A 14,044-nucleotide genomic window follows, 5' to 3' on the forward strand; every position below is an offset into this window, starting at 1 on the left:
GTGCTGTCTTTAGTTTGGCGGCGCGGCCGGGGTGCTTTCGCTGCGCATCAGCGAATAGATGCGAAAGCCGTAAATGGTTACCAGGGTGCCCAGTAGGTCGAAGATGACGCTGAGTGTCGCCTCGACGGCCGGGGAGCTGAAGCCCGCGGCTTCCGCCAGGTACAACAGGGGTGCTTCAATCAGGAAGAGGCCGCCGAAGATGATCAGCAGGCCTTTGAGCAGCAGCCAGAAATAGGCTTCAGACTCGTCCCAGCTCTGGCGCAGCGAGGCCACCGGTTTCTTGTCTTCCAGCACGCAGATGTAGTCGGCAAACACCAGTCGCACGCCGACATAGATGCCCGGTACGACCAGCAGCATCAACCCCAGAGTAATGGCGAAGCCGCTCAGCAGGTAGGTAATCAGCAGCCGGCGCCAGTATTTGAGGCTCACCGCCACGGCCTGGAAGGCGCTCAGCGGGCGGTCGTCCACTGCCGACTGCAGGAACAGAAGGGTGGCGCCCCAGTACAGCGGCAGCAGGGTCAGGTTAAGCAGCATCAGCAAGCCGGTGCCGGTGTGCATCTGGTTGCTGTCGGCTTCGACGCTGGCCTCCAGCACCAGACCGAGCAGATTCAGGCCGATGATAAAGGGCAGCTGAATGCGCGCAATGGTGCCCAGGTGACGGCGAAAGAAGAACAGGCTCTGGCGTATATATTCAAAAGTCATGGCGATGGATCAGGCTCCTGTTTTGGCTTCGGCCAGCAGAACCAGCTTGAAGCTGCCGTTTTCGGCCAAGGTCTGGATTCGCCGAAAACGCGATGCGGCGCGGCGTTCCAGCATGATTTGTCGGTTGACCACAAAGGCGGCGATGCCGCCCCGGCCGAGCAGGCGTGCAGCCGCGCTCAGAAAGCGCTCGGTCAGGTCATCTTCCACGCTAAAGCCGGCATGGAAGGGCGGGTTGCACAGAATCAGCTCGAAGGGACCCTCGATACCCGCGCCACAGCTGGCCGGGATCACCTCGCCGGCGATGCCCTGGGCCGCGAAGTTTTGCCGGCAGGCGGCAATGGCGGCGGCATTGTTGTCGGTGGCGACAATAGGTACGCCCAGGCGCGACGCCTGTACCGACAGATAGCCGTAGCCACAGCCCAGGTCAAGAATGCGTGTGGGGGGCGCAGGCAGCTCGGCGAGAAAGCGGTCGAGTTGCTGTATCAGGAAGGCGCTGCCGCGATCGATCTTGTCCCAGCCAAAGACGCCGGGCTTGCTCCAGTAGCTGAAGTGCTCATCGCTGCAGGCCGGGCGCAGATGCTGGTAATCCTTGTCATCCAGAGGGGCGCCGGGCTGCTCGGGCCGGGTAAAGAGGCCGCGCCAGCAGTTGGCGCTGGCCTTTTCGGTGTCGCCCTGGCCGGCAAAGAGTGCCTGGGTGCGGTCGAGATAGCCCTTGATACCCTCGCCCTTGTCGCCGCTGAGGATCAGCTGGCCGCCGGGTTTGAGGACGCGCACCGCCTGGTTGATGTTGTGGTGCACCAGCGCCTTTTCCTTGGAGATGCGATAGAGCACGCGGGCGATGGAGCCATCGGTAATCTTGCTCAGGTCAAAATCGGACCAGTCGGCCTGCCAGCCGCGGGCACAGGCGGATTCCACCAGATCAAGGCGGTTGCCGATCATGCGGATGTTACTGCGTGGCGCCATCTGGCTGCCGAGCAGGTTCTCGTCGGCGAGCCAGAGGCTGTCCGCAGGCGCGTCCTGTACGAAGGGCAGCAGCAGGTTGAAGGCTGGATCGTTCATGGCTTGATACTGGCGATCTCTGCGGCCGTGAGCTCGCGGTATTCGCCGGGGCTCAGTTCCGGGTCCAGGCTGATGGGGCCTATCTGTTCGCGGTGCAGTGCGGTAACCCTGTTGCCCAGTGCCGCAAACATGCGCTTGACCTGGTGATAACGGCCTTCTGTCAGATAGACGAGGGCTTCATGCGCACTGAGTATTTCCAGCTCGGCGGGCTTGGTCAGCCGGTGTTCGCCGTGCAGCTTGAGGCCATCAAGGAAGGCTTGCACCGCACTGGCATCAATAGGATCGGCGGTTTCCACACGGTAGCGCTTGGGCAGCTTGTGACGCGGCGATGTAATACGGTGCGACCATTTGCCGTCGTCGGTCAGCAGAATCAGCCCGGTGGCATCGATGTCGAGCCGGCCACAGCAGTGCAGCTCGTCGTTGCGGGGAATATCCACCAGGCTGTTGATGGTGGGGTGGCTGGGGTCATCGCTGGCGCTGACATAGCCTTCGGGCTTGTACAGCATCAGATAGCGCGGCCCAGGGGCACCTATGGGCTCGCCATTCAGGCAGACGCTATCGACTCCCGGCTCAATGTGCTGGGCGGGATTCAGCGTTTCATTGCCGTTGAGGCTGACATCACCGCGGTGCATGATGCGGTGTATTTCCTTGCGTGAAATCCCGGTTGCCTGGGATAGATACTTGTCCAGTCTCATAGCTGCCCTGAGTGCCGTGTAAATGCGGCTAGTATACCTGAGCCCCGGGCTATTTTGTCGGCCCGAAATTGTGTACAAAACATGAAATGCGCCGCCGCTTGGGCTAAAATGGCGCCCTGCCAAAGACCTCGTATGGAACTCATGTGAAACTGTTTGTCGATAACCTTACCAACGTCGATTTTTCCTACCTTCATCCGCAGCGCGGCTTGCTGGGTGAGTCCTGGCTGGTACAGCTGGTTCTGGACGGCCGGCTTAACGATCAGGGCATGATCTGCGATTTTGGTATCGTCAAGAAGGCCGTCAAGGCCTGGATGGACAAGCATATCGACCATGCGTTGCTGGTCGCCACCGGGCTGCCCCGTTTGCAGCATGTTCAGCAGGATGGCGAAACCCGCATTGACTGGCTCTATCCCGATGGCCGGCACTTTTACTGCCGCTCGCCGGAGCAGGCCATTACCCTCATCGGCGAGCCGGATATCAATCCCCATACCCTGGCGGCCTGGTGCAAGGAGCAGCTGCTGGCGCTGTTTCCCGATGAGGTACAGGGGCTGGAGCTGGCCTTTGTGCCGGAGCGCATAGACGGTGCCTTTTATCATTACAGCCACGGCCTGCATCAGCACGATGGCAACTGCCAGCGTATCGCCCACGGTCACCGCTCGAAGATCGAGATTCATCTGAACGATCAGCGTGAAGAAGCGCTGGAGGCAATTTGGGGCGAGCGCTTGCGCGATATCTATATAGGCACCCGTTCACACCTGATCGGCGAGGCGGATGGCATGCACCACTATCGCTATGACGCCCCCCAGGGCGAATTCGAGCTCAAGTTGCCGGCGCAGTACTGCTATCTGATCGACACCGAGACCACGGTTGAGCAGATTGCCCAGCATCTCGCCGTTGCCATCAAGCAGGAGTATCCCGACTCAGACGTGCTGGTGCGGGCGTTTGAAGGCGTAGGCAAGGGCGCTATCGCCACGGCCTAGCTGCCTGTTCCACAGGCTGCTATCCACCAATATCGACCTGCGGCTCATTTTGCAGCCGTTGGCCGAGCCCAGGCACGCTGTAATCGCAGACGCCGTCGGGGAAGATACGCTGCAGTCTGGCCCGCTGCGGTTGCATATCGATGGGGGCATAGGTCCCCCGCTCTAAGGCTTCATCGATACTGATGAGGCTGCATTTGAACAGATCCCCCCGCAGATCCTCGCCCGCCACCGAGCGCGGCGTACCATAGATCGGGTACTGCCGCATGCAGGCACCCGGTGGCCTGTTGTTCCAGTTGCCATCCCATACATGCTCCCCTGCAGCGAGGAGCGTGCCGTCGGCCGCGAAACAGCTGTCCTGTGCGGTTTGTGGGCGCTTACCTTCGTGCAGCCACTGCAGCAGTGTATTCAGCGCCTGGGGCACGGGATTATGGGGCCTGGCTGTGATCCAGATCAGCTGATTGTCGGCATAACCGCGCTGCTGCAGGCGCATCCGGGTACTGAAGGCCGCGCTGCTGTGGTGCATGTCCAGAGCAGGTTCCAGGTAGTGGCGCAGATCAATCACCGGAATGGACAGCTCGCCGGTAAACACCAGCCCGGCCTGGACCGCAGCCTGAATGGCAGCGGCATCGCCCTGGCTGCGCGCTGCCGGGGTAAAGCCGGCATCCGGTGACAGCTGCATGTTGTGATCACTCCAGGGACTGAGCGCGAACAGGTCGTCGTCACCGTTCAGGTGCCAGAAACGCTCCTGTCGCATCTGTGCCGCGGGTTTCCAGCCACCTATGTTGGCGTTCAGGTGTACAAAGGTATCGACGCTGAGCTGGCCGTCCCGCAGAGCCTGCAAGCCATATTGCACGCCGATATTGTCCCAGGTCTGGCGCGCATAGCCGTTTTCATCGGCGCCGAAGATATGGCGCAGCTCCTCCCAATAGGACCAGTGCACCTGGCTGCTGACGGCGGGGCTGAAGCGGGGCGCGAAGTGAATAAAGCGTGGATTGTTGACCAGGGGTGTCAGGCCGCGCCAGGCCAGGCTGCATTCGCTGGCCCCCAGTGGCCAGTGCGGTGCCCGACCACGGATTATCATGGCCAGCTCATACAGCCAGGTACGGTTGTCATGCACGCCATTGCGGCTGTTCAGGCCCGCCACCTTGCGTCGCGCCGGCCAGCTCCAGGTCTTGCGCGCGGTTTGGTCGAAGTAGTATTCCAGCAGTTCACAGTCAAACGCATAGATCGTCTGGGTGAGCATGTCCGGATAGGCATAGAGCGCGATGCCGGCGTCCAGCAGACCGGTACCGTTCTGGCCGATCAGGTATTGCTGAATGGCGCCACCCGAGCCGCCAATGCCCAGGGTAAATTCCGGTGTACCGTAGAGCGCGCTGAACTGGCGCTTGACCCGCGAGGCGGTTTCTTCGGCCAGCCATATATTGTAGTGGTTGGAGGTCTGGTTGCCGCTGGAATAGGCGAGGGCATAACCCTCGCGTAGCTGGTCGATGCGCCGCTCCGGCAGGTCGGTATCCCGCAGCCGGCCCTGACGATAGCCAATGCCCACGCCACCACGGAATTGATAGATGAGCTGTTGGTTCCAGTACTGCATGTCCGGCGCCTCGGGGCTATCGTTGGGCCCACGCAGGGTGGTGATGTTGTAGATAAAGCGGTTGATGGTGCCCACTTCGCTGCGCACGACAAAGTCGATGTCCTGACCCTTGATGCGGATACGGGTGATATCGCCGCTGGCCTGTTCGAGCGGGTAGAATTTGTCGGTACCGGCACGGTTGTAGTAGTAGCTAACACGGGTGGGGTGCAGGCAGTCCTTGCTGTAGCCCAGTCGCTGCCGGGTTTTTCTGCCCTGGTCGTCGAGGGCAAAGACCTCGATGCCATAACCGTCCTGATTATCCACCAGTGGCTGGCCCAGGCCGGAACTCTCCCCGTCGCAGGCGAAGGGATACTGCAGTGGGCCGGCATAGACCGGTGTGTGCGGGCCAACCTCTCCAGGCCGGATAGGATACGGGAAGGGATCCGGTGGGCGTTTCCATTCCCGCGGATGGGGGCCGCTGTAGCTGGGCAGTGCCTGATGGGGCTGGGGTGCCATGCCAACGACGGTGGGCATGTCCTTGTAGCGACTGTTGCCGGGCAGCCAGTCTGGCAGCTGGTTCCAGAACCAGATCGTCAATACCAGGAGCGGGGTCAGTAGTAGAGCCATGATTTTGACGAATTTCATACCCTCTCCTCCAGACTGAGTCGGGCTCGAACGTTACGACAGCCATATCCGATGTCGTCCAGGCGATGACATCGAGGTTACGTAAAGTTGTGCTGATCGGCAGGACAGCAACAGGCCCCCGGGATCAGGCGCGGCCATCCGATAGATGCAGTTTAGACGCACCGGTCAGGGCGGGCATGAAGTTGATTGCGAACAGCACTGCGGGAAATAACACAGCGCAGGAGGTACAGGGCAGGAGAGGGAACAGGAAAGTCAGCGGCAGGCCTTAGATTGCCGCTCCTCGGCTTAGGCATCCTGCGTCGCCCTATGTCCTGCATCCCTGGCGCACGACCGCCATGGATGGCGGGAATGCAGAAAACGCAGGAGCGGTTGTTTGTCGTACATCCTGTACATAAAAACCGGGGGCTGATGCCCCCGGTTGTTTTACTGCGTGCAAGACCGGGCCGCTGGAGGCGGCCAGGCCGAGTTGCGTTTAGTCGCGTTCGATTGCCAGTGCAGTACCCATGCCGCCACCGATGCACAGTGTGGCCAGGCCTTTCTTGGCGTCACGCTTGATCATTTCATGCACCAGGCTGACCAGAACGCGGCAACCGGAGGCGCCGATCGGGTGGCCCATGGCAATGGCGCCGCCATTGACGTTAACGATGCTGGTATCCCAGCCAAGCTCCTTGTTGACGGACATGGCCTGGGCGGCGAAGGCTTCGTTGGCTTCAACCAGTTCCAGGTCGCCGATGCTCCAGCCGGCCTTTTCCAGCGCCTTGGTAGTGGCGCAGATCGGGCCTGTACCCATGATGGCAGGATCAACGCCGGCAGAGGCGTAGGCCTTGATACGGGCCAGCGGCTTGAGCCCCAGCTCCGCGGCTTTTTCGGCCGAGCACAGGATCACGGCGGCAGCACCATCGTTGAGGGTGGAGCTGTTGCCCGCGGTTACGGTACCGTCACGCTTGAAGGCAGGACGCAGCTTGCCCAGCGCTTCAGCGGTTGCACCAAAGCGCGGCTGCTCATCGGTGTCGAATACGACTGGGTCACCCTTGCGCTGCGGGATGCTGACCGGAATGATCTCATCCTTGAAGCGACCTGAGGTCACAGCAGCTTCGGCCTTGTTCTGAGAGGCTGCGGCAAAGGCATCCTGCTCTTCACGGGTGAAGCCGTATTTATCAACGATGTTCTCGGTGGTGATACCCATGTGGTAGTTGTTGAAGGCGTCCCAGAGGCCGTCCTTGATCATGGTGTCGACCAGGCTCCAGTCGCCCATGCGGACGCCGTTGCGGGAGTTGGGCAGCACATGGGGGGAGGCGCTCATGTTTTCCTGACCGCCGGCAATAATGATGTCGGCATCGCCGCAGCGTATGGCCTGGGTGGCCAGTTGCAGCGCCTTGAGGCCGGAGCCGCAGACCTTGTTGATGGTCATGGCCGGTACTTCGTTCGGCAGACCACCGTTGAGGGCGGCCTGGCGTGCAGGGTTCTGACCGCAGCCGGCAGCCAGTACCTGGCCGAGGATGACTTCGTCAACCAGGGCGGGGTTAATTTGAGTTTGTTCCAGCAGGGACTTGATGACGGTGGCCCCGAGGTCGGCCGCAGAGATGGCAGCCAGGGATCCATTGAAGGTGCCAATAGCCGTACGGCCAGCAGCTACAATTACGACGTCGCGCATTAGGTGTGCCTCTATTGTTGGTAGCTTCTTCATTGTGGTGCTGGGGGCTGCCTGCAATATGGCTGAGCGCTACCGGGCCGCAGTACTGCTGTTGGCAAGCGCTCTGCGGGCTTGCTTCAAACCGGCTGGTGGTCATGTGCTCAGGCTAAATCAGGCAGACTCCTGCGGACCATGATAACGGGGAAATTTGACCCCATTATTGCAGTGGCGAAATATAATTTGAGCCCGGCGACAAGGACGAGTTGCTGCCGTGACCGCCACCTGCGGGTCCATGCCCATTTTTATATTTCATTTTTTAAGGAATGGGACCGGCCCAGTCTGCGCGAGCTGTTCTCTGTTTGTCAAGCGTACAGCCTGCATGCAGGCCGCGTACTGTGCCGCCGGACGGGAATAGAGGGGGGGCTGATGGCTGCCGGCATGCCGGCGGCCATCGGGGGATCAGAGGTCGAGTTCGAGATTGTCGATCAGGCGCGCGGCGCCCAGATAGGCGGCGCTGAGTATGACCAGCTGAGTGTCGGTTGCGTTGGCCGGCTGCAGATCGCTGCGACGCACAATGCGCATGAAGTCGCCCTTGAAGCCAACTTCTTCCAGTTTTTGCAATGCCTGGGCGGCCAGCTGAGTGTAGTCCCTCTGGCCCGCCTGAATGGCCTGTGCGGTTTCACGCAGCACCCGGTTCAGGGTCGGCGCCACCGCCAGTTCGGCCGGGCTGAGGTAACCGTTGCGTGAGCTCAGGGCCAGCGCTTCGTTGTTGCGCACTATATCTACGCCGTGAATGTCGATGGGCATGCACAGGTCGGCCACCATACGGCGGATAATCAGCAACTGCTGATAATCCTTGCAGCCAAAGAAGGCGGAATCCGGCTGCACTATGCCGAACAGCTTGCTGACCACAGTGGTAACACCGCGAAAGTGTCCTGGCCGGGTGCTGCCGCAATGCATCTCGGATAGATCTGTGACTTCCACAATGGTCTGATTCTCGCGACCATTGGGGTATATCTCGGCCTCGCTGGGAGCGAACAGATAGTCGCAGCCGGCGGCGGCAAGCTTGGCCTGATCGGCTTCCAGTGTGCGGGGGTAGCTGTCCAGGTCTTCGTTGGGCCCGAATTGCAGTGGATTGACAAAGATGGTTGCAACGGTGATGTCGGCATGCAGGCGAGCCTGATTGACCAGCTCGATATGGCCGGCGTGCAGGTTGCCCATGGTGGGAACCAGGCCTATAGTCTTGCCGGCGCGGCGGGCAGCGTTCAGCTGCTCGCGCAGCGCCTGAATAGAATGAATAGTCTGCATATCACACGAATCCATGCTCGTCGGCGGGGAAGGTGCCAGCGCGAACCTGGTCGCCATAGCTCCGCAGGGCGCCGGCAATGCTGTCGGCATCGCTCATGAAGTCTTTCACAAAGCGCGGCTTGCGGCCGGGGGTAATACCCAGCATGTCGTGCAGAACCAGTACCTGGGCATCGGTCTGCGCACCTGCGCCTATGCCGATAACCGGAATGCTGACGGCGCGGGATATCTCGCCGGCCAGCAGGGAGGGTACACACTCGAGCAGCAGCATGCTGGCGCCGGCCTGCTCCAGCAGGATGGCGTCATCGAGCATCTGCCGGGCGCTGGTTTCGTCGCGGCCCTGCACACGGTAACCGCCCAGACGGTTGACCGCCTGGGGTGTCAGGCCCAGATGGGCGCAGACGGGTACACCGCGATCAGCCAGCAGACTGATGCTCGCAGCCAGCCAGGCTCCACCTTCAATCTTGATAATATGGGCGCCGGCCTGCATCAGAAGGCCGGCGTTGAGCATGGCCTGTTCCGGGGTGGCATAGCTCATGAACGGCAGGTCGCTCATCAGCATGGCGCCCTGGTTGCCACTGGCGACGCAGCGCGTGTGGTAGGCCATCTCGTCGACAGTCACAGGCAGGGTGCTGTCGTGACCCTGAAGCACCATGCCCAGAGAGTCACCCACCAGAATGACCTCGATACCGGCGCTACTGACCAGCTGTGCGAAACAGGCATCGTACGCGGTCAGAGCCGCGAACTTCTTTCCATCCTGCTTGAGGGCAGACAGGGTATGCAGAGTGACGTTGTTCATAGGGAACTCGGCTTTTCGTTTGACTTCAACGGTTCCGGATTATAACGAGATCCGTTCCAGTGTGCCTATAGGGCATTCAGATAACAGTGCTGCCAGCGGGCGTCCGCCGGGCAGTTGCAGATCAGGGGCTATTTCACTCAGTGGCCAAAGCACAAAGTTACGTTCGGGCAGACCTGGATGCGGTACCGACAGTCGCTCGCTCTGGATCTGCTGTTGGCCATAGAGCAGCAGGTCAAGGTCGAGCGTGCGTGGCCCCCAGTGCTCCAGCCGCACGCGCCTATGCAGCTGCTCCAGTGCCTGGAGTTCATCCAGCAGGTGGTGAGCATCCAGTGTCGACTCGAGCAGTGCGACAGCGTTGATGTAATCCGGCTGATCCTGTGGCCCCATGGGGGCCGAACGATACAGGCTTGAATGGGTCAGCAGCCGTGTGTCGGGCAGGGTTCTGAGTTCTTCCAGCGCACGGGCAACATGTTGCTGCGGGCTGTCCAGATTGCTGCCAAGGCCAATAAAACAGCGCACGGCTTCAGGCATCGTGAGGACGGCTGCGAGGCTTGCGCCGGCGTTTGCGGGGTTTTGCGGCGCTGGGGGCGAGGTCTTCCTGCAGCGTCTCGCGATCATCGCCATTGGCGCCCTGGTAGTCGGTCCACCACTGGCTCAGACCGCCGAGGTCCTCACCGCTGGATTCGCGCAGCAGCAGCAGATCATAGGCCGCCCTGAAGCGTGGATGTTCCATCAGGCGCTCGGCCCGGCCGCCCTGGCGCTTGGGCAGTCGCAACTGCAGCTCCCAGATTTCGCGCAGCGGGGTGGAGAAGCGACGCGGTATCGCAATATGGCGAATCTGAGCCGCGATAACTTCATTGGCGGCTTCATGCAGCGCCGGCAACGGCGGCATACGACCTTCCTTCATCAGGCTGTTAAGGCGCAGCTGCATGGGGTACCAGAGCAGTGCGGCAAACAGGAAGGCGGGTGTGACGCTCTTGCCCTGTTCCAGTCGACGGTCGGTATTGCGCAGCGCCTTGATAATCAGTTCTTCCACCGGCATGCCGGCAGCGGGGCCACGGTCAATGGCATCCTGAACCTGCGGGAACAGCTGCTCGAACAGGCCGTAGGTCTGCATCTGCCTGTAGGCGGCAACACCATGGCCCGATTGCAGCAGCTTGAGCACTTCATCAAACATGCGGGCCGCGGGGATAGCGCGCAGCAGCGGAGCCAGCTGGTGGATGGGTGCTGCGGTGGCGGGTTCGATATCGAAATTCAGTTTGGCAGCAAAGCGTACCGCACGCAGCATGCGCACCGGATCTTCACGGTAGCGCGAGGCCGGATCGCCGATCATGCGTATGACCTTGTGACCGATATCGCGGTAACCACCGGCGAAGTCGTGGACGCTGTGGTCCTGGGCCGAGTAATAGAGCGCGTTGATGGTGAAGTCGCGACGCAGTGCATCTTCACGCAGTGTGCCGTAGACGTTATCGCGCAGTATCAGGCCGCTGGCGGCCTGACGACCGTCTTCGCCATCTTCGTTGCGGTCTTCAGTGTCATGTCCGGCACGGAAGGTCGCAACCTCGATCACTTCGCGGCCAAAGCGCACATGCACCAGCTTGAAGCGACGACCGATCAGACGTGAGCGGCGAAACAGCTCCTCGGCCTGCTCAGGCGTGGCGGACGTGGCAACATCAAAATCCTTGGGACGCAGACCCAGCAGAATATCGCGTATGCAGCCACCCACGAGGTAGGCTTCATGGCCGTCATCGTTGAGGCGATGCACGACTTTCAGCGCGTTCTCATCGAGGTGCTGGCGAGGGATGTTATGTATGTCTCGGGTGATGACGCTTTCAAGCGCGCTGCCGTCAGAGGCAGACTTTTCATCAGTATCCAGCTTGGGTGCCATATATCTTCTACGCAGTAGCAGGGTGGCGCCAATAAGGATAACCGCAATAGCCGCGGCTATGAACAGGCTCATATCCATAAGTGTTTGTTTTTTGTTCGCCCTGGCGGTGGAAGTGGCGCATCATATCACTGTTGCCGGCTCAGTATAAGAGTGGCCGTTTGGTGTGATGCTTAGCGGGATTGATCGATCGGAGGCGTGGCGGGGAAAGAGATGGTTTAGCTGACCACCGTGATTAGAACGCAGCCTGTAACTTATTTTTATTCAGGCGTATGCGATTCTGAATCTAGGGTTTGGGGACCTTCGTGACAACGCACGGCAGTCAGCTACAGACCTCGTTGTTATTTTTATTCGAGGTAGTTTACCTGGGAGCCTGACCGAATTTATTTTTATTGTTGGTCGGGTGTGGCAGGTAACAGTGTTGTTGTTCTGGCCAGTTATAGAGCATTCATTGTGCCAGTTTTTGTAACGTAATGGTTTTAAACGATTTGTTTCTTTATCTGTGTCGTTTTCGTGAGTGGGGTAACGTCAAAGTGTTACCTTTTGGAACGCTTGGGTAGCACTTTGGTGGGTAGCAGGGTAACAACCCGGCAAAGTAACAGTGGGACGGTAGCGTTTTTCCAGGCGCGTGCCGCTGCTTTGCACGACGACGGCGTGACAACGGGATGGGTCGAGCGACAGGCTATGCTGTGTAAATTCCAGGGCAGCTATATATAGCAGGATAGGGGCGGAGTTCTGAGGGGCGGATCTAGTGCATCAGCCGTTGCGGTTACGCAGGCAGGAGCCGTGATAATAGGTAGCAGTGGAAAGTAGTGAGCGGCGGTGGCGGCGGCAGAGCATAGAGCAATAGTTACTAAAGGGCAGGTAGGCGCTGTACAGGATTTGTATAGGTGAGCAGAGGGTATTCGGAGGAGCTTCTGGCTTAGGAGATGGGTGGCTGACCACCTGACAGTGACATCATGACCTGTTGTTATTTTTATTCAGGTACAAGGATCTAAGATCCGGATGGCATTGTTCGGTGATCAGCGCAGGCCTCATTTATTATTTTTGTTAGAGGCGGGCTACGCGTACGAAACCTCCGCAGTTATTTTTATTCTGGAGGTGTCGCCGGTAAATATTTTTCTTCTTGTTTTTTCTTATTCTTGTTTTTCTATGGCTATATAGAATGCAGAGCTTGTGCCAGTTTTTATAAGATATTGTTTTATATCATAAATTTATTTGTTGCATCGTTTCCCGTGTCTGGAGGTAACAAAGGTTTGTTACCTCAGGGAACGTCTGGTGTGGGGTCATGGGTGTGGAGGTAACACTCCTGGGGTAACACTTGTTACCACAGGACGACTTGTGCGTTACTTGCTGCGACTTTTTCGGGGTATGCCCAGCTTCTGACGCCGTTCCCACAAGCACTTGCGGCTGACACCAAGCTTCTTGGCCAGGTCGGTTTCGCTCATGCGGTTCTGATTTTCCAGCACGAAGCGCTGAAAGTAGTCGTCCAGCGACAGCCCGGTTTGCGGCTCGCGCCGGTTGCCGGTGTTGACGGTGTCGCCCGACGAGTAGGCGTAGCTGCGTTCAAACTGATGCAGTTTCGAGGCGGGTTCCAGGTCGAGGCCGAGCAGTTCGGTGGTGATCAGCAGGTCGTCTGCCAGAATCAGCGCCCGCTCGATGGCGTTTTCCAGTTCGCGCACGTTGCCGGGCCAGTGATACTGGGTCATGGCCTCCATTGTGCCTTCGCTGAATCGCGCTGGCTCTAGCCCCATCTTGCTACAGGCCCGTTGCAGGAAGCGGTTGGCGAGTGTAACGATGTCATTGCCGCGATCACGCAGCGGCGGCATGCGCAGCTCCATGACATAGAGGCGGTAATACAGATCTTCGCGGAAGTCGCCGTTGCGGGCCATTTCCTTCAGGTTGCGATGCGTTGCCGCGACAAGGCGCACATTGACCTGGGTCGAGTGTACGGCACCGACGCGCCGGATTTCACTTTCCTGCAGGAAACGCAGCAGGCGGGCCTGTGCTTCGAGCGGCAGTTCGCCGATTTCGTCAAGGAACAGGGTGCCGCCATTGGCCGCTTCAATCAGGCCGCTACGTGCACTGTTGGCGCCGGTGAAGGCGCCTTTTTCGTGGCCGAACAGCTCGGATTCGATAAGGGTGTCGGGGATGGAGGCGCAGTTCACCGAGATCAGCGGCGCCTTGGATCTATCGCTTTGCTCGTGAATGGCGCGGGCCACCAGTTCCTTGCCGGTGCCGGATTCGCCCAGCACCAGCACAGTAGCATCGGTGCGGGCGACCTTGTCGATACGGCTCAGCAGCTCCTGCATGGGTGGGCAGGAACCCAGCAGTTCGCTCTTGCTGCCTGTGGCGGGTGCTTCGGGGCTGGCGTCGGTGGCCGCGACCTTGCGGTTCAGCACATTCTCGACGGTGCGCAGCATCTCGTCATGATCAAACGGCTTGGCGATGTAATCGACCGCGCCCAGCTTCATGGCGTCTACGGCGGAGCGCAGGCTGGCATAGCTGGTCATGATCAGTACAGGCACCTGTTTGGCCAGCGGGATCAGCTCGGTGCCCGGAGCGCCAGGCAGGCGCAGGTCACTGATAATTACGTTGTAATCCTGCAGTTTGAAGCGGCTGGTGGCTTCGTCAACGGAGCCTGCATCATCGACCTGGTAGTCGTGACGTTCAAGCAGGCGGCGCAGGGCTGTACGGATTATGGTTTCATCTTCAACAATCAGAATACGGCTCATTCGGTTCGACCTTGGTTCCTACATGCAGGACATGGC

11 protein-coding genes are annotated in these 14,044 nt (G+C 59.7%); 1 reads left to right on the forward strand and 10 read right to left on the reverse strand.

Translation table 11 applies throughout. The annotated features are described in order from the left end of the window. Positions 1-9: 9 nt before the first annotated feature. From MRS74_RS19105 to MRS74_RS19115, 3 genes are read right to left on the reverse strand one after another with little or no spacing between them, the layout of a single operon-like run. The gene (locus MRS74_RS19105; protein WP_254581873.1) at positions 10-702 is read right to left on the reverse strand and encodes a YciC family protein; all 693 of its coding nucleotides are present in this window, start codon (positions 700-702) and stop codon (positions 10-12) included. A 9-nt stretch (positions 703-711) separates the two neighbouring features. After that, positions 712-1,761, reverse strand: a complete 1,050-nt coding sequence (locus tag MRS74_RS19110; RefSeq protein ID WP_254581874.1) for a class I SAM-dependent methyltransferase — start codon at positions 1,759-1,761, stop codon at positions 712-714. Beyond that, entirely contained in the window at positions 1,758-2,456 is a 699-nt protein-coding gene (locus tag MRS74_RS19115) for a pseudouridine synthase (protein ID WP_254581875.1), read from the reverse strand. The genes MRS74_RS19110 and MRS74_RS19115 overlap by 4 nt, the downstream gene beginning before the upstream one ends. A 143-nt stretch (positions 2,457-2,599) precedes the next feature. Here MRS74_RS19115 and MRS74_RS19120 point away from each other — a divergent pair, with 143 nt between their 5' ends. Then, positions 2,600-3,436: a 6-carboxytetrahydropterin synthase gene (locus tag MRS74_RS19120; protein WP_254581876.1), complete on the forward strand. Its 837-nt coding sequence runs from the start codon at positions 2,600-2,602 to the stop codon at positions 3,434-3,436. A gap of 19 nt (positions 3,437-3,455) precedes the next feature. On the opposite strand, the gene MRS74_RS19125 is transcribed toward MRS74_RS19120, so the two are convergent. From MRS74_RS19125 to MRS74_RS19155, 7 genes are all read right to left on the reverse strand, one after another. After that, entirely contained in the window at positions 3,456-5,651 is a 2,196-nt protein-coding gene (locus tag MRS74_RS19125; protein ID WP_254581877.1) for a DUF6351 family protein, read from the reverse strand. Positions 5,652-6,123: 472 nt separating this feature from the next. Continuing rightward, entirely contained in the window at positions 6,124-7,305 is a 1,182-nt protein-coding gene (locus tag MRS74_RS19130; protein WP_254581878.1) for an acetyl-CoA C-acetyltransferase, read from the reverse strand. A gap of 438 nt (positions 7,306-7,743) precedes the next feature. Further along, complete coding sequence (gene panC, locus MRS74_RS19135; protein ID WP_254581879.1) at positions 7,744-8,592, reverse strand: pantoate--beta-alanine ligase; 849 nt, start codon at positions 8,590-8,592, stop codon at positions 7,744-7,746. A gap of 1 nt (position 8,593) precedes the next feature. Next, positions 8,594-9,388, reverse strand: a complete 795-nt coding sequence (panB, locus tag MRS74_RS19140) for a 3-methyl-2-oxobutanoate hydroxymethyltransferase (RefSeq protein WP_254581880.1) — start codon at positions 9,386-9,388, stop codon at positions 8,594-8,596. A 39-nt stretch (positions 9,389-9,427) separates the two neighbouring features. Continuing rightward, positions 9,428-9,919: a 2-amino-4-hydroxy-6-hydroxymethyldihydropteridine diphosphokinase gene (gene folK, locus MRS74_RS19145; RefSeq protein ID WP_254581881.1), complete on the reverse strand. Its 492-nt coding sequence runs from the start codon at positions 9,917-9,919 to the stop codon at positions 9,428-9,430. Then, positions 9,912-11,354 carry a polynucleotide adenylyltransferase PcnB gene (pcnB, locus tag MRS74_RS19150; RefSeq protein WP_254581882.1) on the reverse strand — a complete coding sequence of 481 codons (1,443 nt, stop codon included), beginning with the start codon at positions 11,352-11,354 and terminating at the stop codon, positions 9,912-9,914. Before pcnB ends, folK begins: the two co-directional genes overlap by 8 nt. Before the next feature lie 1,265 nt (positions 11,355-12,619). After that, positions 12,620-14,008, reverse strand: a complete 1,389-nt coding sequence (locus MRS74_RS19155) for a sigma-54-dependent transcriptional regulator (protein WP_254581883.1) — start codon at positions 14,006-14,008, stop codon at positions 12,620-12,622. Between the last annotated feature and the right edge of the window lie 36 nt (positions 14,009-14,044).

The sequence above is a fragment of the Marinobacterium sedimentorum genome (assembly GCF_024267675.1).
Taxonomy (GTDB): Bacteria; Pseudomonadota; Gammaproteobacteria; order Pseudomonadales; family Balneatricaceae; genus Marinobacterium_A; species Marinobacterium_A sedimentorum.

Excerpts from the sequence above, each read along its gene's own strand:
- MRS74_RS19105 (WP_254581873.1), bottom strand. The coding sequence starts at position 702 with ATGACTTTTGAATATATACGCCAGAGCCTGTTCTTCTTTCGCCGTCAC.
- MRS74_RS19110 (WP_254581874.1), bottom strand. The coding sequence starts at position 1,761 with ATGAACGATCCAGCCTTCAACCTGCTGCTGCCCTTCGTACAGGACGCG.
- MRS74_RS19115 (WP_254581875.1), bottom strand. The coding sequence starts at position 2,456 with ATGAGACTGGACAAGTATCTATCCCAGGCAACCGGGATTTCACGCAAG.
- MRS74_RS19125 (WP_254581877.1), bottom strand. The coding sequence starts at position 5,651 with ATGAAATTCGTCAAAATCATGGCTCTACTACTGACCCCGCTCCTGGTA.
- MRS74_RS19130 (WP_254581878.1), bottom strand. The coding sequence starts at position 7,305 with ATGCGCGACGTCGTAATTGTAGCTGCTGGCCGTACGGCTATTGGCACC.
- panC (WP_254581879.1), bottom strand. The coding sequence starts at position 8,592 with ATGCAGACTATTCATTCTATTCAGGCGCTGCGCGAGCAGCTGAACGCT.
- panB (WP_254581880.1), bottom strand. The coding sequence starts at position 9,388 with ATGAACAACGTCACTCTGCATACCCTGTCTGCCCTCAAGCAGGATGGA.
- folK (WP_254581881.1), bottom strand. The coding sequence starts at position 9,919 with ATGCCTGAAGCCGTGCGCTGTTTTATTGGCCTTGGCAGCAATCTGGAC.
- pcnB (WP_254581882.1), bottom strand. The coding sequence starts at position 11,354 with ATGGATATGAGCCTGTTCATAGCCGCGGCTATTGCGGTTATCCTTATT.
- MRS74_RS19155 (WP_254581883.1), bottom strand. The coding sequence starts at position 14,008 with ATGAGCCGTATTCTGATTGTTGAAGATGAAACCATAATCCGTACAGCC.